Genomic DNA, 25,642 nt, shown 5'->3' with positions numbered 1-25,642 from the left:
TCCTTTTTAATTTTAGCAAGCTATTTTTTGTACTTCTCGAGACCATTTTCATTTGATTTTATATTTTTAGCTTTTGTGTAGTTATATGTTTTTATTCTAATGAGATTACTTTAAGGTTAAAGGTTAGGTTTGAATATTTTTTTACCTTATACAAAAACTATAAAAACAAACATAATCAACAAATACATACATAATTCTTTCACTACTTCACAGGATGTCCAAGTTCATTTATAATGTTTAGTAGGAGGTGAAAAAGTGGAACAAGAAACTATGTTAAAGGAAATTCTACACGCATTAAAAATTCATTCCGAAGAAATTGAGAAGAAATTTGATGTATTGAATTCTAAGATGAACAATTTTGAAACTAGAATGGATAACTTTGAATCTAGAATGGATAACTTCGAATCCAGGATAGATAATTTGGAATCTACGATGAATAACCGCTTTGACCGGCTGGAAAAAAAGGTCGATGGAATTCGAGTGGAATTGACAGAAACACAAGAAACCACGGATTATTTGTTGAGTAAAAATGCTCAACATGAGAGAAAACTTCGCGAACTTTCCAGACAACCATGATAACCACCTCATGTTGCATTACTTCGTTCAACAGATCTTCACATAAGGTTTCTCTATGGTAATATGCTGATAATGTTAGTTAAAGGTTTAAAATCATCCCATTCTATTAATGAGAAAATCTAATGAATCCCCCTTATCTATAATGTTTAACAGGAGGTATAAAAATGGAACAAGAAACCGTACTAAAGGAAATTCTACATGCATTAAAAGTTCATTCCAAACAAATTGAGAAAAGATTTGATGAAATGAATTCTAAAATAGAGAACTCTATATTTGACCTGGAATCCAAAATGAATAACCGCTTTGATCGGCTTGAAAAAAAGGTCGATGGAATTCGAGTAGAATTGACAGAAACACAAGAAACCACGGATTATTTGTTGAGTAAAAATGCCCAACACGAGAGAAAACTTCGCGAACTTTCCAGACAACGATGATAACCCCTCATGTTGTACTACCTCATTCAACAGATCCTCGCTGAAAATGCAAGACAAGCATTTAAAAGCATTTCCCAAATTAACGGGAAATGCTTTAGATTTATCATTCAGTGATATTCAACATTAGACAATCGCTACTTTCTTTTGTATCAACTAAATAAAAGGTTGATTATGGGACTTCTATTTTTTCCATTTTTAATTACCAGCTACCTCCGTTGTCTCAAGAACATAATTTGCTGCAGATTGTCCTGATAATCTACCAAATACCGCACCTGACATTAATCCGGATCCACCTGGATAATTATGGTAGAATATGCCACCAATCATTTCTCCTGCCGCAAGCAGCCCGCGGATTGGAGAATCATTTTTGTCTAGAACTCTTCCTTTTTCATCCACACGAATACGAACATTCGCTATACACTTCACAGCAACCACCAAGGACGAAATAATTATCAGATTTCAAAAGAATTGCTCAATAAATTAATTTCCGATATTTTCATATAAACAATCAGAACCTTTGACAATAGATTCCTTTCATAATAGAGTTATATGCAATATGCTTATCATCGTTTAAGATGTTATGTAGTTAAAATAAAGAAGACTTCCATCAGAGGGGGGTCCTTCATCCACCACTAATGGTTAGTCGCACTTATCGGACCTTTACGGGCAGTTGATCTCCCACCTACCTTCTTTGTTTGAGATGGGAGTCTTACTGTCCGTTTAGGTGGAATAAATAGATTACGAGTCATCATGTTAAGGGAGTATTGGTATGTGTGAGAATTTCAGTTTTATATGAAGATAATCATCTATTACTTGTGGAGAAGCCAATAAACATACCTGTTCAGGGAGATCGTACTGGGGATATTGACTTTCTTTCTATGCTAAAGCAGGATTTAAAAATTCGATATCAAAAACCGGGAAACGTTTATCTTGGTCTTGTTCATCGTTTGGATCGTCCTGTTGGTGGTGTGATGGTTTTTGCGAAAACATCAAAAGCTGCTTCACGCATGTCGGATTTAATCCGGAGGCAAGCAATGGAAAGAACGTATTTGGCTGTTGTACGGGGCGTGCCACAAAAAGATCAGGCATTACTGGAACACCACCTTGTGAAGAACAACCGTGAAAACAAAGTGTATACGGTAGCAGCCAATCATAAAAACGCAAAGAAGGCGCAGCTCGACTATAAAACGATTGCCAAAATAAAAAAATTAAGTCTTCTATCCGTTCAACTTCACACTGGGCGACCACATCAAATACGTGTCCAGCTTTCTGCAAATGGAACGCCGATATACGGAGATCAAAAATATGGACAAAACGTAAATCGACCTGGACAGCAAATTGCACTCTGGGCACACTCATTACGGTTCGAACATCCAGTAAAGAAAGAAATGGTAGAAGTCCTTTCCCCTCCACCAACAGAAAAATATCCATGGGAGATTTGGAAGAATGTGTATAATAAAATAGAAGCATAAAGTTGCGAAAGGATATCAAGGGTACTGACTTTAGTTAAGGGCCATCGTAGACTAAAGGATGAAAAAGCATTTAAACAATCTATTCTTAATACAAAATCGCTTCCGCCTACATGCTAATAATGTCAATGTAATCATTATAAAAGCACTCAAAAAGATTGGTTTTACAATCTTTTTGAGTGCTTTTGATTATTTTTGTATACCTCTAGACTTACAGGCTTAATTATTGTTTATTCCCCAGTTTCCGCAAATCGTATCATTCGTTCACCTATCTCATCACGAACGCGCCGAAATACTGCCCATATTTCTTCTTCCGTACCTTCTGCTTTGGCAGGGTCATCAAAACCCCAATGTTCCCTTTTCACATGCGGAGGAGTCATCGGACAGCGGTCTTTTGCATCTCCACACAATGTAACTGCTAGCGTTGCATGATTTAAAAACTCCGTATCAATCATTTCTGAATGTTGGTTAGAAATATCAATTCCAACCTCATTCATTGCCTTTACCGCTTTGGGATTAAGTCCATGTGCTTCAATACCCGCACTTCTAACTTCCCATTCATCACCAAGATATTTTTTTGCCCATCCTTCTGCCATTTGGCTTCTGCATGAATTTCCTGTACATAAAAAGTAAATTGACCTTTTAAACATATCGGTTCTCCTTTTCATTACGACGTAGTATCATCTCTGTTAAGAAATTAGTAACGTTAAATATAGGCCGATTAGTGTGATAAATAATATTGGGATCGTCAAAATGATTCCTGTTTTAAAATAAGTACCCCATGAAATTTTAACCCCTTTTTGGGATAATACATGAAGCCAAACTAATGTAGCTAACGAACCTATTGGTGTAATTTTGGGACCTAAATCCGATCCAACCACGTTCGCATAAACCAAGGCATCTCTTAATACACCAGAAGTATTGGTTTCCGCTATGGCTAAAGCATCAATCATAACGGTTGGCATATTATTCATGATGGATGATAGGAAAGCAGCGATAAATCCCATAACAACCGTTGCTACAAATAAACCTTGATCCGCTACGATTTGAATGATACTTGCTAAAGCAGATGTAAGCCCGGCACTTCCTAATCCATAGACGACCACATACATTCCAATGGAAAAGAATACGATATCCCATGGTGCTCCTTTTATCACTGCTTTCGTATTTACAGCTTTACTATTTCTTGCCATAAGGATAAAGAATATAGCAATAACCCCAGCAACAATAGAAACAGGAAGCGTAATAAATTCACTTATAAAATAACCGACAAGTAGTAATCCTAGAACATACCATGATATCTGAAACATTTTATCATCTTTAATGGCAGTTTTCGGTTCACTTATTTTAGAAACATCATACGATTTTGGGATACTTTTTCTAAAATAAATGAACAATACGGTAATCGTTGCTACAAGTGAAAATAGGTTAGGAATAATCATTCTCGATGCATATTCTACAAAACCTATTCCAAAGAAATCTGCCGATACGATATTCACTAGATTACTAACGATGAACGGCAATGAAGTCGTATCCGCGATAAATCCACTGGCCATAATAAATGGAAAGATCATCTTTTCTTTAAAGTTTAAGTTTCTTACCATGGCGAGTACAATTGGTGTAAGAATTAATGCTGCACCATCATTTGCGAAAAAGGCTGCTACAATTGCACCTAAGATACTGATATAAACAAACATCTTTGTCCCATTTCCCTTAGCAATTCGCGCCATATGTAATGCTGCCCACTCAAATAATCAATCCAATCTCATCTAGTATTAAAGAAATAAGAATAATAGCAACAAATGCTAAAGTGGCATTCCAAACGATTCCCGTTACTTCGATTACATCACCAAATCCTACTACTCCTACCAGTAAAGCAATCACAGCACCACCCATTGCCGACCAGCCGATATTTAAACCTTTTGGCTGCCATATTACTAGGACTATGGTTGCAACAAAGATTAATATTGCGAGTAAAAGCGTTACTGACAAAATAATACCTCCCATTCTAACAACAAGAAATGCGTGTTCCTTTTTCTTCCAGCTCTTTTAATTTATATTCTTGACTAGGAATTTGATCAAGAATTGGCTTAATAAATGGATAATACTTATTGCATTTATCTACCGAATAAAAGATCCATTGTCCTCTTCTATCTTCCTTAACCAATCCTAAGTCTTTCAATTTACGTAAATGTTGGCTAATGGAGGGTTGACTAGTTTGAAAGATCTCCACCAATTCACATACACAACAAGCTTCATCATCTATTAATTTCATCATGGTTAATCTTGTTTTATCACCAAGTAATTTCAGAATTATTGTGGCTTTCTCGATCTCCATACTTGTTTGTGGCATATTCAGTTCCCCTTCTAAGTTTATTACTTAATAAGTATATAACTATATACTTATATAAACAATAAGAAAACGTAAAATTCCCCTAAAAATCACCATCACCTGTGTTTTGCAGTTAAAATGAATAAAAAACAGCCTTGAACCCTCATAATTTCTGGTTCTATGGCTGTTATCTTTTTGTCAGAAAGTTGTAGTGTAAATCAACCTTTTTCACCTAACTTCGCTAATCCTATTCATAACGCAATGCTTCAACCGGCTGTAACTTCGAAGCTTTAATAGATGGTAGAATTCCAAAAATAATACCAATGAACATGGAGAAAATAAAGGAACCAATAATTGCTGGTACCGAAACAAAGTATGGCATATTCGCAAATACCGATATCGCTTTAGCAATTCCTAATCCAGAAAGAATACCAATGATACCACCAATACTTGTTAAAACAACGGATTCCGTTAGAAATTGAGCTAAAATAACATACCGTTTTGCGCCCAATGCCTTCTTGATCCCGATTTCCCTTGTTCGTTCTGTAACGGAAACAAGCATGATATTCATGACACCAATTCCACCTACCAGTAATGAGATACTTGCTATCCCACCAAGGATAAAGGCAAAAGCTTGATCATATTGTGATATTTCCTCCATCATTCTTTCAAAGTCAGCAACTTGATAAATCGCCGTTTCATATGGAGGTAAATCCATATTTAAGCGATCGGCTGCCATTGTTCCGACTTCTTGAATCGTTTCTGAAGAACTTGCCTGTACGGCAACCTGCATCGGCGCATCAAACCCATTTAACAATGGCCAGATTGTAGTTGGCAAATAAATGGTTGACTCGGGATAGTACCAATCGCTATCCTCTATTGCATCGGAAAATATTCCCACTACTTTAAATGGTATGCCACCAATGTCGATGGTTTGATGAAGAGCATCACCTTCAGGGAATAATTCACTCATTGCCACTTCATTGATTAGAGCAACTTGATTGTATGAAGCAAAATCTGATTCAGTAAATTCCCTTCCCTCAACCATGGTAGTTGGGAAAAGATCAAAATACCTTTCATCAATACCTAATAGTCTTGGGTGGGTAACATTTATTAAATGATAAGCCTCCTGCCATCCCTCATAATAGATAGACATGCCGTTAACGTTCGGATATGTAAGAATTTCTTCAATTGCTTCTTGCTTAATAGGAGGGGCACTCCGATTAGACATTTCTCCCCCCCACATACCTTCTTCACCATACATATCTTCTTCTTCAAAGACAACATTTATTGTATTATTTCCCATTCCAATTAGGTTACTTTTTAAGTCCTCACTTCTTCCTTGAATAATAGCAAAAATCGCTATAACTGCAGCAATTCCTATAATAACACCAAGCATGGTTAAAGACGAACGGAGTTTATGACCCCATATCGATTGAAAGGAGATACGAATGTTTTCAAGCATGAACGTCTTCGCTCCTCTCTTTAAATAACTCACCATCGCGAATATAAATAATTCGATCCGCCTTTTTAGCCACTTCCTCATCATGTGTGATCATAATGATGGTTACCCCTTCCCCATTTAATTTTTTAAAAAGGGAAAGTATTTGCTCTCCGGTTTTTGTATCGAGCGCTCCTGTTGGTTCGTCGGCTAATATAAATTTGGGTTTATTCACAATCGCCCGTGCAATGGCAACACGCTGTCTCTGTCCACCTGATAATTGCGGAGGTCTGAATGAGGCTCTATCTTCCAATCCTACCTTTTTTAGAGCATCCATTGCTCTTTCTTTTCGCTCCTTTTTCTTCAACCCACTATAAATTAATGGTAGTTCCACATTTTGCAAAGCAGTTAAGCGTGGCAATAAATGGAATGATTGAAAAACAAAACCGATAAATTGATTACGAATTTCTGCTAACTTATTTGCATGTCCAGTTAACATATTCATCGATTCTAACTCATAATCTCCTGAACTTGGAAGGTCAAGACAACCTAAAATATTCATTAACGTTGATTTCCCTGAACCAGATGGTCCCATTATTGCAAGGAACTCTCCTTCCTCAACGTCTAAACTAATTCGCTTTAGAATCGGAATCTCTTCCTTACCCAAATTGTAAGATTTACTCAAATTCTTCAAACGTATCATTGTCAATGATCTCAACCTTCTTTCCTTCTTTTACGGAAGGATCCGGATATACAATATAATCTTCTAGTGTTAATCCTGATGGAACTTCAACAAAAAAACCATCATCCATTACATTCATTTCTACAACTTGCTTATACGTTTCGTTCGTCTCCGTATCGACAGCCCATACATACGGTTCTTCTTCGTCCTGCACAATATAATCAATCGGAATAACAATGGTATCACCTGCTGATTCACCTTCAGCTCCTACCGGTTCTAGATTAACGTGAAAACCAATTTCAAGACCTTCATGTTCTTCTAATAATACAGTAAATGGATATTTAGAGGTTTGGGGATTACCTTCCTCATAATATTCGTCCACATTTTCTTCGTCATTACCTACAGGAAGCTTCCCTATCTCTACAATTCTACCAATCCATTCACCATCAGTTCCATTTTTCGTTGTAATACGAACTTCATCGTCAACAGCAATTGTGTCGAGTAATAGTTCATTTACTTCACTTTTTATTAAGTAAGCTCCCGTCTTAACTATCGTGATTAGCGGACCAGGGCTTCCACCTTCTTGTCCATACGGAGCCCCTTCTATTAAATCCTGATTAATGGATTGGACAACCCCTGAACCTTTACTAACAACAATTGGGGAATCTACTTTCTTCTTCAATGCATCAAGCTCGTTTTGGATTTGCTCTGCTTGTAGGTTATTCACTCTTAAATCAAAATTTACTTGCTCTAGTTCGGATTCCAATGACGCTTTATCGTCTACCCCTTCTTCCCCAATTTCTTCCGAGGTTTTCACATTACTAGAAGCTCCTTTGATACTCTTTTCCAACTGTTCTTTTTGTTTTTTCAAGTGGTTAATTTCCACATATGCCATTTCTAACTCTACTTGTTTTTGATCCTTTTCCACCGTTAAATCATCTGTCAATTCATATTCAAATAGTTTAGTGCCCTCTTTTACTTCTTCTCCCTCTGAAACAAAAATTTCCTTAACCGTACCTTTCTCCGGATCAGGGAATACCTTTTCCATCTTTTCTGCCTCTACCTTACCGGAAAAAGCAGTATATAAAGACATATCTTCGTTCATTTCCATTAGAAGTTCTACTTTTTCCCCATACGGCTCGAACTCCTCATTACCAAAAGCAGCAATTGCTGAACGCTGTAACAAGAATAAACCAGTTCCCCCTGAAAGCAGAAGTATTACAACACCAATACTCACCCAAATCCAAATTTTTTTCTTCGACATATCTTTCTCCCTAACTTGTAATATTTTTGTAAAAAAATCGTAATACTGATAACAATATTATAGTATCTAACCAAAGTTTGGCAATATATTTTTGGAACTTTACTAAAGTTTTTACAAAAATCTACATGGTATTCTAAGGCAGCGCGAAGCCACGGTGCCTCATATCTCCTAAAATAATTTTTAGAAGTAAGAACAAAGGCGCAAGCGCCCGTATAACGACGTCCGGAGGTGAAGGAAGTCTAGCTACGGCTTTAGCGCTGAAACCGGACGTGGCCTATTCTGAATAAGTATCCACATGCAGCAAATTTTATAATTTCCTAACAACAAAAAAACACTTAGTAAACATAGATAAATTCAATGTTTACTAAGTGCCTATATATACTCTTCCCAGCTGCCCCATAGCCCCTTCACAACATCAAGTACCTTAAGAACGATTTTTCGTTAAGGAAAAACGTTTTTTCTCGGTTGTGTCTATTTGTGTAATCTTTCCATCATGGACTGTAATGACTACTGATCCATATTCTAATTCTTTTAATGCAGTTAAAATATGATTGAGTTGTACATCATCAATCTTATCCAAACTAGTTTTCCCCCTTTTTCAAGAAATGTCATGAGAAATAAAAAAGACTTCCATTAGTGCGGTTTTCCTTCATCCTCCACTGATAGTTAGTTGCACTTATCGGACCTTTACGTGCATGATCTCCCAACTACCTTCTTTGTTCCCTGGAAGTTTAAGGTGGGTGTCTTGCTGCTCGTTTAGGTGGATAAATGGCATACTCTTTAAACTTCTGTTTTCTTCTATTACATGATTTCCTAAATGAAGAGCTTAAACATTGAATGCCTTTGGTAGCCCAATCAGCATTAAAAAACCCAATTCTGAAGAAGAAAAGGGGTGAAACAACAAGGTTCACTTTGCTCTTCTTATCTATCAAGTTAAATACTTGCTGGAATTGGCACAGTACTATTGTAAGTCTGTTGCCGAGGCTTCGTTGGGCCAGTCCCTCCACCTCTCTATATAAGTTACTAATCCTAGTGGTTTAATTGTATTTATTAGTTTACCTAGTATTTTTTGAAATGTCAATCACCTTTTTAAACTATTTTTTTATTTTATGGCTTCAGGTTAATTGGAGCCTGCAACAAATATAAGAAAAGACGGTTTCTACAGAATACACTCTATAGAAACCGTCTTTGTTAATGGGAATGGGATCCTGTTCATCCCAATTTATCCTTCAATTTTTATAATGTTTTCTTCTTCTCGTTCAACATTTCCTTGTTTCTCGATAATAACCTTTTCACCGTCTTTAAGGTTTGTGAATACAATTGGTGTAATCGTTGATTTCGCATGATCACCAATATATTGTAGATCCGCTTTTAATAGAGGTTGTCCAGTTTTTACCACATCTCCCTCTTTTATTAACATTTCAAAGCCTTCCCCATGAAGATTCACGGTATCAAGCCCGACATGAATGAGAATTTCTCTTCCACCCTCGGATTTAATCCCAAGTGCATGTTTGGTAGGGAATGCATTAAGAATGGTTCCATTAACAGGTGATACAATCAATCCTTCCTCTGGCTTAATTGCAAATCCATCACCCATCATTTTTCCGGCAAATACTTGGTCTGGAACCTCTGTGATCGGAACAATCTCCCCTTTAATTGGAGAAATAAAGGCTTCATCCACTATTTCATTTTGTAAGGCTTCCGGATTAACTTCCTCGATTTGTTGTGTTATTTCTGACTCTTGATTTACCTCTTTTGCTGGACGAGGTTTTTTCCCAGACATAATATCTTGCATTTGTCCTTTAATAATCTCAGAACGCGGACCAAAGATAGCCTGAATATTATTACCAACTTCAAGGACACCAGCAGCGCCTAAATCTTTTAATCCATCCTTATCAACCGATTGAATATCATGGACAGAAACACGGAGTCTTGTAATACATGCATCCAAGTGCGCAATATTTTCTTGTCCACCCATCGCCTCTAAAACATCAAAAGCTAAGTCTCCAGCATTACCTTTTGATTCTGCTTTTTCATCTTCAACTGCTTCACGACCAGGAGTCATTAGATTAAATTTCTTAATAAAGAATCTAAACAAGATGTAATAAATGACCGCGAATCCGATACCTACTAAAATGGCAAGCCACCAAGGCTCTTTTCCTGGTAAAATTCCGAATAAAGCAAAGTCGATAAATCCACCAGAGAAGGTGTATCCAATGTTTACGCTTAAGAACGTCATAATCATAAATGATAGTCCATCTAAGAAAGCATGGAGTAGGAATAATAATGGTGATACAAACATAAACGAAAACTCAAGTGGTTCCGTAATACCAGTTAGGAATGATGTTAGTGCTCCTGATGCAAGTAATCCTGCAACTAACTTTTTCCGCTCAGGTCTTGCCGTATGGTACATCGCAAGTGCGGCAGCAGGAAGACCAAACATCATAATGGGATATTCCCCAGCCATGAAATTACCCGCTGTGATGTCAACGTTATCACGTAATTGCGCGAAAAATATCGTCATATCTCCACGAACTGTATCACCTGCAGCAGTTACATACGAACCAAATTCATACCAAAATGGCGCGTGGAAAATATGGTGTAAACCAAATGGAATTAGTAGTCGTTTAATAAAACCAAATAAAAATACACCTAAATAGGTTCCTTCTTCGATTAACCAATAGGACGCGCTATTCATTGCATTTTGCACAGGTGGCCATACGAATAATAGAATTAAACCAGCAATAAATGAAAAGACAGCCGTTGCAATGGGTACAAATCGCTTTCCGGCAAAGAATCCTAAGAAAGATGGCATCTCAATATTATGGTATCGATTATAAGAAAATGCTGCGATTAAACCAACGATAATACCGCCAAATACACCCGTTTGCAATGTCGGGATTCCTAATACACTTGCAAAGCTGGGATCGGCATCAATCATCTCTGGTGTCACACCAAGCCAGGATCCCATCACCTGGTTTAGTACTAAGTAACCAACCAAAGCAGCAAGAGCAGCAGCCCCATCACTAGCAAGGCCGATCGCTACTCCGACAGCAAAAATTAAAGCTAAGTTACTAAAAATAATATTACCTGCATCTTCCATCACAGTTGCAACAAGTTGAATCCAATCTGCATGTAAGAATGGCAAGTATTCAAGCATGGTTTCCTGTTGCGCCGCATTACCAAAACCAAGTAATAGTCCCGCAGCTGGAAGTAAAGCAACTGGAAGCATTAGTGCTTTTCCAATCTTCTGTAAAACACCAAAAGCTTGTTTAAACATAAAACACCCTCCTCTTTTTGTTTGAACTTATTTCTCTACAGCAACCCAAACTATTTTGCAAATAAAAAAGGCATGAATAGAGTATGGGAAAATAAGCGATAGGGTTAGTTTTACCCAATCTCTCTTTCCTCATTAATCTCTACTCATGCCTGATCGAATCAGTTACACGTAATGAAATTATGAATTCTTTTTTACAAGTAAACGCTGCAGATGCATGGTTAAATAAACCGCTTCCGCATCATAAACAGGTTTTTTTAAGGTTTGCTGTATGATTTTAATAAGCTTCCATGCAAGATTATAGCACACTGGATATTCGCTTTTCAATAGGTTAGCTAATTTTGTTGGTTCTTCCATTTTTTCTCCTTTTAACACACGTTCAATCGTATAGCGAACATGTCTAATTAGACGGAAAAAATCAATACTTTCGCGGTCTATATTAATATCCAGTTGTTCCTCAATGGTTTCCACTATTTGCGAAATTAAATTAGAATACGTACTAAGCTCTGATAATGATTTATCGGTTATTGCACTATGGACATGTAAAGCAATAAATCCGATTTCTCCCTCAGGCAGATGAATGTCGAGTGTATGGTTCATATAATCGACCACCTCTGCAGCTATTTCATATTCAAAAGGATACAAGGCTTTCGTTTCTGCTAGAAATGGATTTTTTATTTCCATTCCTCGATGAAGACGGGTAAGCGCAAACAGAATATGATCGGTCAAAGCAACATGCACCTTTTCTTTTAGTAGTACGTTAGATTTACGTTTAATCATTTCTGTTGCAGTGATAATAGCCTCAAGAATGGATTCATCCATATTAGGAAGTAACTTTAAATAGTTCTCCTGCTCTACTTTATTTCGTAACACAAATAGTTTTTCTACCGTTTCTTCTTTTATGACATCCTCTTTCTTTTTATTAAATCCAATACCTTTTCCAATTAAAACGACTTCTTCTTTATTTTCATTTAAAGCAATAATGACATTATTATTCAAAGCCTTAGAAACTATGTATCTCAAAATTGTCTTCTCCCTTTATTAGCCAATGCTCTTGATGATAATTAAACTTACGTCAATATCACAACAACATTATACCATTGTGCATGTTAAGAACTAAAGTGAAAGCGCTCAACACTGTTTGCTGATTAATCACAAAATGATTTGCTTACATAAAGGAGACTTCCATCAGTGGGGGTCTTACTGCCTATTTAGGAGGGATAAAAAATAAATCAATACTTCGGTGTTACCCGAAGCATTGATTAGAAAGATGGTCCCTTAACTGATTGACATATAGAAAAGACATCATACATTTTATTAAATTTCAATCAAAATAGGAATAATCATTGGTTCTTTTTTCGTTTTCTCTTTTACATACTTCCAAACTAATTTCTTAATCTGTTTCTTTTTCGCATTCCATGAATATCGATTGGCCTCATGAAGCTCTTCAATAGTATCTCTAATAATCTGGTTGATTCCTTTTCTTATTTCTGAGAAATGATCATCTAGGAATCCTCGAGAAACTATTTCAGGTTCTGCAAGCATTTCCCCTTCTGCTTTACTCATCGGAAGAATGATCATGAGCATTCCATCTTCTGAAATTCGCTTACGATCCTGTAATACAAATTTCATCATTCCTTCATCTATCCCATCGACATATGTACTGCCCACTGGTATAGATCTTGAACTACGAGCAATGGAGTTTTCCATATCTACAACATCGCCATTTTTTAAAATAAATATATTTTCTGCATCAACACCAACAGATTCAGCGAGCATTTGATGATGGTGTAGCATACGATATTCCCCATGGATTGGAATAAAATACGTTGGTTTCATAAGTGTCAACATAAGCTTTAAGTCTTCTTGATAGCCATGTCCAGAAACATGCACTCCTGAACTACTTCCAGATCCATAAATGACATTAGCTCCTAGTTGATATAAGTTATCTACAATGCTGGTGACATTCTTTTCATTTCCGGGAATTGGGCCTGCGGCAAAGATGACGGTATCTTCCGCAAGAATTTCTACACCGCGAAAATTACCTGTTGAAAGGCGACTAAGTGCAGCCATTGGTTCTCCCTGACTACCTGTACAAAGAATCGTCACCATTTCCGGGGCGAATTCATTGATTTCATCCGCTTCAATTAACATACCTTTGGGAATATTTACATAACCTCTTTCCCTTGCAACCCTTACGACATTTACCATGGAACGACCAAGCAAGGCAATTTTTCGATTCGTTTTTTGCGAGGCATGGACAACCTGCTGAATACGACTGACATTGGAAGCAAAAGTAGAAACAATCACTTTTCTTTTAGCTTTCATAAACATACTTTCCAAATTTTCACCGACCATTTGCTCTGATGGAGTATATCCGCCGCGCTCCGCGTTCGTACTTTCGGATAGAAGTAGCAGAACTCCTTTGCTCCCAATCTCCGCCATTTTGTGAATCTCCGGACGTTCCCGATTAGCAGGGGTCAAATCAAACTTAAAGTCTCCCGTATGTACGATTCTACCTTCAGGCGTATCAAACACAATTCCTAAACAATCCGGGATACTGTGATTTACTTTAAAAAAGTTGATAGTCATCTCACCAATTTCGACCTTTGAATCTGAGTTAATTTCATAAAGTTTGCTTTCTCTTAAAATTCTATGTTCTTTTAATTTAAGTTCGATGATTCCAAGTGTGAATCTTGTGGCATAAACAGGTACATTCATTTTTTTCAAGAAGAAAGGGATGCCGCCAATATGATCTTCATGTCCATGTGTGACAATCAAAGCTCTTACCTTTTCTTGGTTCTCTATAAGATAAGACATATCAGGGATAATGAGATCAATTCCTAATAAACTTTCATCTGGGAATTTATTTCCGCAATCGATGACTACGATATCATTTCCATATTCAATAGCGTACATATTTTTCCCAATTTCATTTAAGCCGCCAAGGGCAAAGACTGATATGTTTTTTTCGTCTGTTCTCAATTGAATACCCTCCTGCTTTATATAATAATATAGTATACCCTGTTGATTTATTATTAAATCATCTTATTAAATGCAGTTGATAAATTTAAAGATTCTTTAACGATTAAAAAACAACCTGAAAACCTTTTCCTTATATTTTCACAAATCCCTATCAATCTAAATTCATTTCATGTTAAGTTATATTAGGAATAAAAAGATTTAAACCGTTGAGACCGCTAATTTTTCTAGATATCACAATAGATGTAGTTTCATTTCTAATGAATAATAAAAAGATAGATGGAGGTTTTTCTATTTGAAAGAAAATAACGGGACAAAGAAATATGAATATCTGGCGGATAATCCAGATGTTAAAGTGATGCCAATTATGCTTTCCTTAATTATTGGCGCTTTTTTTGCAATATTAAACGAAACGTTATTAAATATTGCACTTACAACCTTGATGGAGGAATTTCATATTTCCTTGCCTACTGTACAATGGATGGCAACAGGATTTATGCTAGTAATGGGCGTTGTTATCCCAGTATCTGCCTTATTACTACAATGGTTCACGACAAGACAATTATTTTTAGGAACGATGACTGTCTTTACGATTGGGACGACAATAAGCGCAATAGCACCTACTTTTCCGATTTTATTAGTTGGTCGGTTAATCCAGGCAGTTGGAACCGGATTACTAATGCCGATCATTTTCAATGTGTTTTTACTAATTTATCCACCACATAAACGTGGGAAAATTATGGGGTTAATAGGTCTGGTCATTATGTTTGCTCCTGCTATCGGTCCTACACTTTCAGGCATCATTGTTGAATATTTAGGATGGCGTTACTTATTTATTACAGTTATCCCATTCGCCCTATTCTCCATTGCCTTTGCATATAAATATTTAATCAATGTATCGGAGGTTACGAAACCAAAGATTGATATACTATCACTCGTATTCTCGACCATCGGGTTTGGATCAATCGTATACGGATTCAGTGCGGTTGGAGAAAGTGAAACTGGTTTCCTTAGTCCAAATGTTTATATCGCAATCATCTTTTTGGATTTATTGGAATAGTTTTATTCTCATTTAGGCAGTTAAAATTGAAAGAGCCTGTCATGGATTTAAGAGTTTTTAAATATCCGATGTATACACACGCGGTTTTGATGTTTTTCATCATTATCATGGCGATGTTTGCTTCTGAGATCATTTTACCAATCTATATGCAGGGACCGTTAGCCTTAACTGCAGCAACAGCTGGTTTGGTTTTATTGCCTGGCAGTATTTTAAATGGACTCATGTCACCATTTATGGGGCACCTCTTCGATAAATTTGGACCTCGTGTTTTAATGATTCCTGCTACATTTGTTTTATGCGGGACGATGTTTATGATGAGCAGATTAACGATTCATACTTCATTGTGGGTAGTAATCGTTGGATATATCCTTATTATGTTATCTGTTTCGGCAATTATGATGCCCGCTGAGACGAATGGGTTAAATCAACTACCAAAACATTTGTATCCACATGGTACTGCTATCATGACTACATTACAGCCCGTTGCTGGCGCGATTGGGGTTTCTGTTTTTATCAGTATTATGAACGCAAGACAGCTTCATTATTTACAAACGGCGAGTAATCCACAAGACTCTGCCGTTATAAACCAAGCGATGGTAGTCGGTGTTGAACTTGTCTATTTAATTGCATTTGTTATGTCCATCTTGGCTATTATTCTAGCGTTTGTCGTTTACCGTGCCGAACCGAAAGAGATGGAAGAACTACAGCAAAATGAAGGATAGAGTTTTGGTAAAAAAAGCCCTATGTATTTGGGATTTCCAAATACATAGGGCTTTGCAATCTCTTTAATCAATACATTTACTGTGGAATTCTCACTTTAAAAGATTCAAACTCAACCGGCTGTATCATATCTCCTTTATATTCTAACTCTTTTTCGTTGCCATTTTCATCGACTTCTACTCCTCCCCCGCCTGACGGAATAACTACATAGGGAGTGATTGTCAATTCAGAAACATTAGAATCAATGGGATCAAAATGCTTATTACTCTTAAACACTATTTTATTCTTAACCAATTCACCTGACGCCCCACCAGAATGACCTGTAATTTCATTTCCATCCTGATCCACTACTTTAAATTCTATATTTCCCCCGCGGCTTAATTCAAAATCTGTTTCGTCTTCGGAACTTTCATAAGATAGACTTAATCCGGTTGGACTTATAGATAATTCCGATACTTTAAGATCTACCCCATCAACAGATTGTGAATGATTAACAGCTATTTTATTAATGTCGGTTATTTTTTGAACAGGAGTGGAAAAATACCACTTCTCTCCATTTTCTCCATGTAATATTAATCCAAGTTCGAAGTTTTCCGGCATTTCTTCAGTCACATTTATTTCTTGAATGGCAGTTCGAGTAGTTGGTGAAAGAATATTTTCGCCGTAACTACCAGTGGATCCACTAGGAAAATTACCGTCGATCGTAAAGTCCATCCCAGCTCCAAAATATAATTCATCAAGTTCTTTTTCAGATTCAATGTAAAGACCAACAGTAATATTATTCTGATCATATAGAATTTCATCAAGCGTAACGGCTATTCCATTTACTGTCTGTGTCTCCCCAATTTCATTCGTTAACCCTTTTTTTTGCGCTTGTTGTAAACCGATTAAATCGGAATTTGCGAAAATAGAACCGATAATCGGAATTTGCGACAAACTACTTGCTAAAGCAGGCGAAAAGTAAGAGGAGCCAACCAATATCGCAATGACAGCTGCCACACTACAGAAAGCATAAACTAGTTTTCTTTTTGCATTGTTCTTTTTAATATGAGGCGTAGTTATTTGTTCTTCTGCTCGAATAATTCCTGAACGAATCGCGGAACGTACCTGTTCTTTCGGAAAATCGTCGAACGGCTCATGTGACTTTTTCATTTAATGGATAACTCCTTTCTAACTCACTTTTTAATTTTTTCCTTGCTCTACGTAAGTACGTTTTTACTGTACTAACCGGCTTTTCCATCACTTCGGAAATATCCTTAATCGACAAATCATGATAGTAAAATAAAATGATAGACGTTTGATAGGATGATTTTAGCCTCGATAATGCCTCACTTAAATGAAAAGAATCTATTTCTTCCTCTTGCTTGCTATCTAATCTTTTCAATAATTCGCTTTCCTCATAAGGAATCATTTGGTCACGTTGTTTTAATAGCTTATAACATTCACGTATTAAAATTCTAAAAAGCCAAGTTGAAAAATACTCCGGATTTCGCAATTTCCTTATCGCAAGGAATGCGTTGTACGATGTTTCCTGAATAGCGTCCAAAGCATCTTCTTTATTACCAACGTAAGAAAGCGCCTTGTAATATAGCATTTTTTCTTCTTTAAAGAGCAATTCTTCAAAAGCTTCAACGTCGCCATTAATCGCCCTTTTCACAGTATGTAGATCGTGTTTCATATTGTCATCACCCCCTCCTCTCACTTATTAGAGTGATTTGGACATACAAAAAGTTTCAACTTTTCCTTTTTCCTAAATAAGTTTTAAATCTATTATTTATTCTTCGTGTCATGATAAGCTAATTATAGGGATTGTGAAGACGTTGCGGATAAATAGATTGCAAGCGGTCAGGAGCTAAGAATGTTAGCCGGCTGGAGTTGAAACCGGTAACGATTTTTAACAATCATAATAATAGACTACAATAATAGCTCAAATATAAAAATATCCCTCTAAGTAACTTTTTTGATACTTAAAGGGACGCGCTTTTTATTAACTAATTATGAATTAATTCCCATCCTCTTCTACTTTATGAAACAACGCCTCTGGAATCATTTCAAATCCTTCAATCATTGTATTTTCTTCTAGTTCAATCATAAGGTATAGCTTTCCGTTTAAGTGGACTTGGCGTACATGTCTTAATTCTTGTGGACTGATAGAAAGATCCGCTACTTTTGTTTTTACTTTGATTGATTTTGAAGTATATTTTGGTACCACATTACTTGCTTTTATTTCGTAGCTATTATCATCAATCACCGTCTTAAATGCAGTTTCTACCTTTTCTGTATCAATATTTTCTATTCCACTACTTTTTAGGACTTTTTCAACATCTTTGTAATCTAATTTAGGTTCTTCTTCCTCTTCATTTTCTTCTATAACACGATTAATTTCGTCGTACATATTTGATAATGTGGTTGTATCGATTTGGGGACCAGCAACTTTTTTCACAATTTCTTCAAAAACTATTTTATCATCTTCTGCTGTCATTGTTTCCTCGGCATTTAATACCTCTTCTATGAAATGATAATTCAATTCATATGCTTTTCCAGCAGAATAAAGGACATGATTTACATCCGCTGCATTATCTGTAAAGCATGGGAATAGAAATCCCGATACTGGTTGTTTCAGATTGATAATTGGATCCACGACAAAATTATATTTAAACTCCTTTTCAACGTAGTCGAAAAGTAATTCTTTTTTCGGATCCTGTGTTTTATTCATGCTGCATAAAATAAAGGGATGGGAATAAACCGTATCTCTTTCACTTTCTTCCGATTCTTCACTACGACGCTTCATCGGTTTCATATATTCCCCGCGAATGAAAGTAACAACAATATCCATTTCATATTGTTTATCTTTTAACATTTTTTCTACAAGTAGAAGCATTTGTGCAATCCAATCTTCCGTTTCACTACTTATTAAACCTTGGTGTAGAATCAATTGACTATTATCTTCAACATCACGTTGGAACTTTAACTCAAATAATTTTTCATCCAATTGGCCTGACAATATTTTTTTAAAGTTACCCATGAATAATTCTTTTTGTTCCTCTTCTAGCATTTCAAAAGGCATACTTTGATAATGATAGATTTCACTTGATTCCTTCATAATGTACACATTAAAGATCTCATGAATTTTTAATAGATCATTATTTATTTTGAATTGTTTACGAATATTTGCGATATCCTTCTTATTCAATCTCGTTCCACTCCTTATTTGCCCGAATCAAAGCGACAGTTCGCAGTCCCACTTTGGTATGTAACGAAAAACACCCACAATGGTGCTATTGTAGATGTTCCCTTCTATTTACTATTAAATTGACTATTCTAGTATAACATCTACGTAGAATTTTTCATCATTAATTATATCGCTGAAAAAGTAAAACGCCTGCAACCGTCACCATTTTGACGTCTGCAAGCGTTTGGGATTATTTTACTACATTATATGCACCGATGAATGAGACATGCACCTTTTTCCATGATTTTTTGTTATGTTTTTGTACATTTATTAATCATATTACCACTTGGAATTTGCAGTCCTTCCAAAAAGTATATTTTTTCCTTTTAAACAAACTCTAATAAGAAAATAGGAGGTACAACATTGAAAGCTGTTACGTATCAAGGAAAGTATAAAGTAGAGGTTAAAAAAGTGGCTGATCCTATTATAAAGGATCCTCAAGATATTATTGTAAAAATTACTTCCACCGCTATTTGTGGTTCTGATTTACATCTATATCAAGGAAACTTTCCTCTTCCAATAGACTATATGATTGGTCATGAACCAATGGGGATTGTAGAAGAAGTAGGTCCAGAAGTTACTAGAGTGAAGAAAGGTGACCGTGTCGTTATTCCCTTCACCGTAGCATGTGGTGAGTGTCCTTATTGTCATAACCATCTAGAAAGTCAATGCGATCACTCCAATCCGCACTATGATTCTGGCGGTTATTTTGGCTATTCAGAGAAATTCGGAAACTATCCTGGAGGACAAGCAGAATATCTTCGAGTTCCTTTCGCTAACTATACCCCGTTTGTCATTCCCGAGGATTGTGAATTAGAGGATGAATCCCTGCTATTTCTATCAGATGTATTGCCAACGGCTTACTGGAGTGTTGAACATGCAGGGGTAAAGAAAGGTGACACGGTTATTGTTTTAGGCTGTGGACCAATCGGATTAATGGCACAAAAATTCGCCTGGCAAAAAGGTGCCGAAAGAGTCATTGCCATCGATTATATCGACTACCGTATCAACCATGCGAAAAAGGTAAATAAAACGGAAGTATTTGATTTCACAAAAGATGAGGATATGGGTGAAACATTGAAAGAATTAACAAAAGGCGGAGCAGATGTTGTCATTGACTGTGTTGGAATGGATGGTAAAAAGTCACCATTAGAGTTTGTCGGTCAGAAATTGAAGCTTCAAGGCGGAACCATTGGCCCACTTCAAATTGCCACGAAAGCTGTTAAAAAAGCTGGCACGCTACAAATTACAGGAGTTTATGGTGGATTATATAATATGTTTCCACTCGGTCCATTTTTTACAAGAAATATCACCTTAAAAATGGGACAAGCCCCTGCACGTAGTTACATGCAAGAGCTTTATCACCAGATAGTCGCTGAAGAAGTTGATCCGACAGATATTATTACGCATAAGCTTCCACTTGATCAAGCAGAAAAAGCGTACGATATCTTTAATAATAAAAAAGATCATTGTATTAAAGTCATACTTAAGCCATAACTTTTAACAATTTATTCATATGACCAAAATCTAATTCGGCAAATTTTTCCTGGACCTTTGTTTCATTCATATTCCAGATTGCTTCATCAAGTGAACATTGGATAGGGACATCGCATTTAATTCCGGCAAGTTCCCGTGATAAATGAAGCATTTCTAAGTCGTTGTTAATTTTTGTTTGAATTCCTTTAGACAATTGATCCATATTTGCTAATAATTGATCGATGGTTTCATATTCCTGGAGTAATTTTAGTGCAGTCTTTTCCCCAATACCTTTTACTCCAGGATAATTATCTGAAGTATCGCCCATTAAACCTTTCAAATCGATAATTTGTTTAGGATGAATCCCTTTTTTATCGTAGAAATTATCCATTGTAAATACTTCATAATTCCCTTGCCCTTTTCTCATAATAGCAACATGAATTCCGTCATCAACAAGCTGTAAAATATCTTGATCCCCTGTTAAGATGAGGACATCATTTTCTTCGTTTGCATAGCTACGTGCCAATGTTCCAATACAATCATCCGCTTCAAAACTTTCTAAACCGATATTTGGTATATCAAATGCTGCTACCACTTCTTTAACTAAATCAAATTGTGGAACTAATTCTACAGGCGGTTCATCACGATTTGCTTTATATCCAGCGTACATTTCCGTACGAAAGGTTTTACTTCCCATATCCCAACAACATACAACATGTGTTGGTTCAAATTTATCGACCGCATCAAGTAAATAGCGTAAAAACTGATAGATTCCATTAGTAGGAACACCTTTACTAGTTAACATAAAATTCCCTCTAAATGAAGTAGCGAAAAAGCCACGAAATAGTAAAGCCATTCCATCTACTAATAAAACCTGATTTTTTTTCAATTAGGACACTTCCTCTGTACCATGTTTACTTAATTCCGTTTCCATGATTTTTTGTTTTTCTTTAAGCTCAGAAATATTTACTTCTGTACTCATCATATCTTCATAGTTTTTCACCTGAAGATCATTTGTTGAAATTGCTTGTTGCTTCATTTTTTCAACTAGTTCTTCCCATTGTGGCATAAAACCAGCAAACATTACTTGTTTATTTTCTTCGATGTAATTTTTTGCTAATGGTGACAGTTGGTCGAAAATCGCTTCTTTCATCTGTTCTTTTTCATTTTTTTCAAAGAAAGCTTTCGTTCCCTTAAACGAAGAGATCGCCTTATTAAACAAGCCCAAATCGATATCGGTAAACGCTCCTTTATAATCGGGCGTTTTTAATTCGTCATCTTGCCAATTCGGTAATTCAAATAAATGATCCATATCGATACATTGTTTCTTAATCGACTGATAAAAATCATTACCCTGCTTAAGTATATAAGCTTCCATTCTCAATGAGACTGCTTGGAGCTCTTGGAATAATTCGAATCCAACATATTCTATTAAATTTTCAAGATTATTCCTTAACTGTCCGACTGCTTTTCGACCAGATTCGGTTACAGTAGTCGGGTTGAAATGTTCCTTAAACATATCATGGAAGCGGATCTGTAATCTTTCTAACACATAATAAAGTTGCTTATCCATTTTATCACGAATCTGATCACTTAGGGTAGTTGTTTCAATATTTACCAATCGTTCCTTCAGTATTTGTTTCTTCGAATGAAGTTCTTCTTTCCTTTTCCGTTTGGATTCTTCATCTAAATTCATCGAATCAATATAGTCAGCTAACTTATGATAGGTTCTTTGCATATCCCAAAGTGCTGAATCTACTGTCAGCGCCGTTAAGTCGTAGTGAATGAATCGATAAAAGGAGTCCTCAAAAGTAGCCATTTGTTCGTTTAGTTGATCGTTGTTTTGTTTTTCTTTCAGTGATTGTTTACTAGAAACAGGATACAATCTTGGTAGTCTTACTCCAAGTTCTAGTAGTTGCTGGCCCACATATTGAACAACTAAAGAAAGCTCCTTCTCGTCACGTGCCAAGTCAGCCGCATTAACAATAAAGAACATCTTGTCTAACTGAAATGCCTCTTTTACCCTACCTAACTGCATGAGAAAATCTCGATCCGCACGGGATAACGCATGATTATAGTAGGTTACATAAAGAATCGCATCAGCATGTTTAATATATTCAAAAGCAACATTCGTATGTCTTGCATTTACGGAATCTGCTCCGGGTGTATCAACAAGTGTGATTCCTTGCCTAGTTAAAGCACAATCATAATAGAGATTAATCGACTCGATATAACAAGCTTTTGTTTCATCGGTAACATAAGAACCGAATTCTTCTAATGTAATCGTTTGTCTTTTTCCAATATATTCTTTTATATATGGATAGCCATTCACCAAAGCTAAAAGATAAGATTGATACATTTTATTTAATTTAGGACTCTGATAAACCTTTTCGTCTTTAACCCATTGTATAAAAGACAGTAAATCAGTTTCTTTTGGACTAAATTTCTTCGTTATCTTTAATAAATCATTCATTAATGTGTCTTTATCTTTCAACCTGACAACAACTGTTCCATGTTGGTAATCATCAGTTACCGGACATATTCGATTGACTGCAGCTGTAGTTGGATTCGGTGAAACCGGTAGCGCATTTTCGCCAATCAGAGCATTAGCAAAGGACGATTTCCCTGCACTAAACGCTCCAAATAATGCAATCGTATACGAACGGTTAGATAATCGTCTTTTTTTCTCGTATAAATCCTCCTGCAAGGTATCAAATCCCGGAAGATTAGAAATCGTTTGAATCACGTTTTCAATACTAATTACAACTTCATCTGTAGCTAATTGTTTCTTATTACCTTTATCTCCCTTTGGTAATTCAGCTTTTTTGATTTTAGTTTTTTCAATAGATAGTGTTTTTGGAACTTCAACCTTCTTCATTTTTTCTGTCCGTTGATTCAATGCATCTTCTACATGACCCCAAGCTGATTGACTTGGTGCAGGATTTTCGAGTATTTCTTCCAATCTACGTAAATTTTCTTTTAATTTATTCTCTGTGTGATCTTTATGTTCTTTGTAATCTCGAATATATTCAAGCTTCGACAGTCGTTCTTTTAGTTTGCTTTCTTTTTCACTATTTCTCTTTTCTATAGATTGTTTTATTTCAGTTAATAACTGGCTTGCTTTTTTCCTATATTTTGTTTTTATGTCATTTGCAACTTCTTTTGTGTAATTAAGAACATAATCTCCATTCACTTTTGCACCCGTGTTTATTAACTGGATTAAATCTTTTTCTCCATAATCTAGTTTCAGTGATTGGATATGTTGTTTAATAGATTCCTCTGTAATTTCATATTCCTTGATAAGCCCAGCAAATTTTTCCCTTAGTTTCCACTGTATAGAAGCTTCTATATTTTCTTGTAAAGGATGTAAGAATTCTGCTAAACGCTTTTCTTTCTCAAACGAAGTCTTTTTCTTTGAACCAAATAAACCAATTTTAAAATTACTCTGCTGTGACTCTAGGAAGTCATGTGCTTTATCTCGTAATACTGCCGGCATGATATAAGCGTTATTTAATGTACTTTTTAATTCCTGATTATACTTACTCTCGAATTCTGGAACTTCATTTTGAAGATGATTCAACTTTAAATTTAGCTCATACATTTCCTCTAAACCATCGTTCAAATCAATTTCATTAACCTTTCCATCTAATTTGCTTTCATATGTATGGTTTAAATATTTTCGATGATTTTCAAGTACTTGATGTACAGAATGTTGAATCGTTCGCGTTTTTTGATTCATTATATTTGAAATAGTTTCCTGAACTTCTTTAAATTGATTATGTTTGACATCTTTATCTATTAAAGATGTGTAAAAGATGTTTTCAGGTAGCACATTCCATTGTTGGAAAGTTAGCTCAATACTTTGTTTAAATTGTTGAAAAGATAATTCAGTTTCATCATGTTTGTCAATTTGATTAATAATGACATAAAATGGAATTTGTTTTTTCTGGATTGATTGTAGAAATTGTAAATTCACTTCAGATTGAACATGGTTATAATCCATCACGTAAAACATAACGTCTACCAAATGTAAGGAAGACTCTGTCATAATTCTATCCGCATCATCAGCCGCATCAATTCCTGGTGTATCCATCACAGAGAAATGTTCTGGTAAAATGCTTTTTTTCGTGCTTATCTCTATTTTTTTAATCGTGTCTTTATCCTTCGAGTAATCCTTGATCATATCCATATCATAAGGTTCCTCGAATTCTAAAATATCGCCATTGTGTAAATGTACTCGTGCATACCCACCACCAGAGTTAATTTTGACTACGTTAGCACTTGTAGGTATTGGGCTTTTTGGTAAAATATCTTCCCCCATCAAAGCATTAATCATCGAGGACTTCCCAGCAGAAAAATGCCCCGCGAAACTGACAACTAGTTCGTTAGCTATTAGTTTCTTATATAAATCTAATACTTTTTCCGCGTTTGCAAAATCACCATTGTCATGAAACAATTGATACAATGCTGTAAGATGTTCCAACTTAATTTCTATCGATTTATCTCTCACTTTCAAACTATTCATGAATGCCTTCTCCCTTAATCTTAACTTACCAACTATTATACGGAAGATAATTGGTGAATACTAGTCAGAATTGTTATTCTAACTTAAAGTGAACCACCCCCACTTACCACTCTTACGGGTTGCTTGAAGTGGGGGCTTCTTGGGTAATCGCCACTTTTGGTAGCTGACGAAT

19 protein-coding genes, 2 pseudogenes and 1 riboswitch are annotated in these 25,642 nt (G+C 35.9%); of the genes and pseudogenes, 5 read left to right on the top strand and 16 right to left on the bottom strand.

Annotated elements, in window-relative coordinates:
• Nucleotides 1-255: 255 nt before the first annotated feature.
• Both KM885_RS14800 and KM885_RS14795 read left to right on the top strand, forming a co-directional pair.
• Nucleotides 256-576, top strand: a complete 321-nt coding sequence (locus tag KM885_RS14800) for a hypothetical protein (protein WP_047186508.1) — start codon at nucleotides 256-258, stop codon at nucleotides 574-576.
• A gap of 164 nt (nucleotides 577-740) precedes the next feature.
• Entirely contained in the window at nucleotides 741-1,010 is a 270-nt protein-coding gene (locus tag KM885_RS14795; protein ID WP_047186509.1) for a hypothetical protein, read from the top strand.
• Between the two features lie 195 nt (nucleotides 1,011-1,205).
• On the opposite strand, the gene KM885_RS14790 is transcribed toward KM885_RS14795, so the two are convergent.
• Nucleotides 1,206-1,436, bottom strand: coding sequence for an FAD-binding protein (locus KM885_RS14790; RefSeq protein WP_379566593.1), 231 nt, complete (start codon nucleotides 1,434-1,436; stop codon nucleotides 1,206-1,208).
• A gap of 347 nt (nucleotides 1,437-1,783) precedes the next feature.
• On the opposite strand from KM885_RS14790, the gene KM885_RS14785 reads away from it, so the two are divergent.
• Nucleotides 1,784-2,482 carry an RluA family pseudouridine synthase gene (locus tag KM885_RS14785; RefSeq protein WP_047186511.1) on the top strand — a complete coding sequence of 233 codons (699 nt, stop codon included), beginning with the start codon at nucleotides 1,784-1,786 and terminating at the stop codon, nucleotides 2,480-2,482.
• 227 nt (nucleotides 2,483-2,709) lie between these two features.
• Here KM885_RS14785 and arsC read toward each other — a convergent pair whose 3' ends face one another.
• From arsC to KM885_RS14735, 10 genes and pseudogenes are all read right to left on the bottom strand, one after another.
• On the bottom strand, nucleotides 2,710-3,129 hold the full coding sequence (gene arsC, locus KM885_RS14780) for an arsenate reductase (thioredoxin) (protein ID WP_047186512.1): 420 nt from the start codon (nucleotides 3,127-3,129) through the stop codon (nucleotides 2,710-2,712).
• A 39-nt stretch (nucleotides 3,130-3,168) separates the two neighbouring features.
• Nucleotides 3,169-4,486 (bottom strand): annotated as a pseudogene (locus KM885_RS14775) (arsenic transporter).
• Nucleotide 4,487: 1 nt separating this feature from the next.
• Complete coding sequence (locus tag KM885_RS14770; RefSeq protein ID WP_060668956.1) at nucleotides 4,488-4,832, bottom strand: ArsR/SmtB family transcription factor; 345 nt, start codon at nucleotides 4,830-4,832, stop codon at nucleotides 4,488-4,490.
• Between the two features lie 226 nt (nucleotides 4,833-5,058).
• Complete coding sequence (locus KM885_RS14765; protein WP_204798536.1) at nucleotides 5,059-6,276, bottom strand: ABC transporter permease; 1,218 nt, start codon at nucleotides 6,274-6,276, stop codon at nucleotides 5,059-5,061.
• Nucleotides 6,269-6,955, bottom strand: coding sequence for an ABC transporter ATP-binding protein (locus KM885_RS14760; RefSeq protein ID WP_060668965.1), 687 nt, complete (start codon nucleotides 6,953-6,955; stop codon nucleotides 6,269-6,271). The genes KM885_RS14765 and KM885_RS14760 overlap by 8 nt, the downstream gene beginning before the upstream one ends.
• Nucleotides 6,930-8,198, bottom strand: coding sequence for an efflux RND transporter periplasmic adaptor subunit (locus tag KM885_RS14755; protein WP_204798535.1), 1,269 nt, complete (start codon nucleotides 8,196-8,198; stop codon nucleotides 6,930-6,932). The genes KM885_RS14760 and KM885_RS14755 overlap by 26 nt, the downstream gene beginning before the upstream one ends.
• Before the next feature lie 424 nt (nucleotides 8,199-8,622).
• On the bottom strand, nucleotides 8,623-8,769 hold the full coding sequence (locus KM885_RS14750) for a YezD family protein (protein WP_083452611.1): 147 nt from the start codon (nucleotides 8,767-8,769) through the stop codon (nucleotides 8,623-8,625).
• A 347-nt stretch (nucleotides 8,770-9,116) separates the two neighbouring features.
• Nucleotides 9,117-9,220: riboswitch (SAM riboswitch) on the bottom strand.
• A gap of 200 nt (nucleotides 9,221-9,420) precedes the next feature.
• Entirely contained in the window at nucleotides 9,421-11,478 is a 2,058-nt protein-coding gene (ptsG, locus tag KM885_RS14745; protein WP_204798534.1) for a glucose-specific PTS transporter subunit IIBC, read from the bottom strand.
• Between the two features lie 177 nt (nucleotides 11,479-11,655).
• The gene (gene glcT / locus KM885_RS14740; protein ID WP_047186518.1) at nucleotides 11,656-12,501 is read right to left on the bottom strand and encodes a glucose PTS transporter transcription antiterminator GlcT; all 846 of its coding nucleotides are present in this window, start codon (nucleotides 12,499-12,501) and stop codon (nucleotides 11,656-11,658) included.
• A 291-nt stretch (nucleotides 12,502-12,792) separates the two neighbouring features.
• Entirely contained in the window at nucleotides 12,793-14,394 is a 1,602-nt protein-coding gene (locus KM885_RS14735; protein ID WP_244987041.1) for a ribonuclease J, read from the bottom strand.
• Between the two features lie 421 nt (nucleotides 14,395-14,815).
• On the opposite strand from KM885_RS14735, the pseudogene KM885_RS14730 reads away from it, so the two are divergent.
• Nucleotides 14,816-16,239, top strand: a pseudogene (locus KM885_RS14730) (MDR family MFS transporter).
• A gap of 76 nt (nucleotides 16,240-16,315) precedes the next feature.
• On the opposite strand, the gene KM885_RS14725 reads toward KM885_RS14730, so the two are convergent.
• The 3 genes from KM885_RS14725 to KM885_RS14715 all read right to left on the bottom strand — a co-directional run bounded on the left by KM885_RS14725 (nucleotide 16,316) and on the right by KM885_RS14715 (nucleotide 19,430).
• Complete coding sequence (locus KM885_RS14725) at nucleotides 16,316-17,389, bottom strand: DUF4179 domain-containing protein (protein ID WP_060669167.1); 1,074 nt, start codon at nucleotides 17,387-17,389, stop codon at nucleotides 16,316-16,318.
• The gene (locus KM885_RS14720) at nucleotides 17,373-17,915 is read right to left on the bottom strand and encodes a sigma-70 family RNA polymerase sigma factor (RefSeq protein ID WP_047186521.1); all 543 of its coding nucleotides are present in this window, start codon (nucleotides 17,913-17,915) and stop codon (nucleotides 17,373-17,375) included. Before KM885_RS14720 ends, KM885_RS14725 begins: the two co-directional genes overlap by 17 nt.
• Before the next feature lie 324 nt (nucleotides 17,916-18,239).
• A complete protein-coding gene (locus KM885_RS14715; protein WP_216884189.1) occupies nucleotides 18,240-19,430 on the bottom strand; it encodes a DUF4317 domain-containing protein in 1,191 nt (396 codons plus the stop codon).
• A 402-nt stretch (nucleotides 19,431-19,832) separates the two neighbouring features.
• Between KM885_RS14715 and KM885_RS14710 the strand changes: the two genes are divergently transcribed.
• Nucleotides 19,833-20,966, top strand: coding sequence for a zinc-dependent alcohol dehydrogenase (locus KM885_RS14710; RefSeq protein ID WP_216884188.1), 1,134 nt, complete (start codon nucleotides 19,833-19,835; stop codon nucleotides 20,964-20,966).
• On the opposite strand, the gene KM885_RS14705 is transcribed toward KM885_RS14710, so the two are convergent.
• On the bottom strand, nucleotides 20,956-21,834 hold the full coding sequence (locus KM885_RS14705; RefSeq protein ID WP_047186524.1) for a 5'-3' exonuclease: 879 nt from the start codon (nucleotides 21,832-21,834) through the stop codon (nucleotides 20,956-20,958). The genes KM885_RS14710 and KM885_RS14705 overlap by 11 nt on opposite strands.
• Nucleotides 21,835-25,470, bottom strand: coding sequence for a dynamin family protein (locus KM885_RS14700; RefSeq protein ID WP_216884187.1), 3,636 nt, complete (start codon nucleotides 25,468-25,470; stop codon nucleotides 21,835-21,837).
• Nucleotides 25,471-25,642: the final 172 nt, after the last annotated feature.

This window comes from Oceanobacillus caeni (genome assembly GCF_019037185.1).
In the GTDB taxonomy this organism is placed as follows: domain Bacteria; phylum Bacillota; class Bacilli; order Bacillales; family Amphibacillaceae; genus Oceanobacillus; species Oceanobacillus caeni.
Note: the sequence above shows the minus strand (reverse complement) of the source record. Positions and strands in the feature narration are given on the sequence as shown.

Excerpts from the sequence above, each read along its gene's own strand:
- KM885_RS14795 (WP_047186509.1), top strand. The coding sequence starts at position 741 with ATGGAACAAGAAACCGTACTAAAGGAAATTCTACATGCATTAAAAGTT.
- arsC (WP_047186512.1), bottom strand. The coding sequence starts at position 3,129 with ATGTTTAAAAGGTCAATTTACTTTTTATGTACAGGAAATTCATGCAGA.
- KM885_RS14770 (WP_060668956.1), bottom strand. The coding sequence starts at position 4,832 with ATGCCACAAACAAGTATGGAGATCGAGAAAGCCACAATAATTCTGAAA.
- KM885_RS14765 (WP_204798536.1), bottom strand. The coding sequence starts at position 6,276 with ATGCTTGAAAACATTCGTATCTCCTTTCAATCGATATGGGGTCATAAA.
- KM885_RS14760 (WP_060668965.1), bottom strand. The coding sequence starts at position 6,955 with ATGATACGTTTGAAGAATTTGAGTAAATCTTACAATTTGGGTAAGGAA.
- KM885_RS14755 (WP_204798535.1), bottom strand. The coding sequence starts at position 8,198 with ATGTCGAAGAAAAAAATTTGGATTTGGGTGAGTATTGGTGTTGTAATA.
- ptsG (WP_204798534.1), bottom strand. The coding sequence starts at position 11,478 with ATGTTTAAACAAGCTTTTGGTGTTTTACAGAAGATTGGAAAAGCACTA.
- KM885_RS14735 (WP_244987041.1), bottom strand. The coding sequence starts at position 14,394 with ATGTACGCTATTGAATATGGAAATGATATCGTAGTCATCGATTGCGGA.
- KM885_RS14725 (WP_060669167.1), bottom strand. The coding sequence starts at position 17,389 with ATGAAAAAGTCACATGAGCCGTTCGACGATTTTCCGAAAGAACAGGTA.
- KM885_RS14720 (WP_047186521.1), bottom strand. The coding sequence starts at position 17,915 with ATGAAACACGATCTACATACTGTGAAAAGGGCGATTAATGGCGACGTT.
- KM885_RS14700 (WP_216884187.1), bottom strand. The coding sequence starts at position 25,470 with ATGAATAGTTTGAAAGTGAGAGATAAATCGATAGAAATTAAGTTGGAA.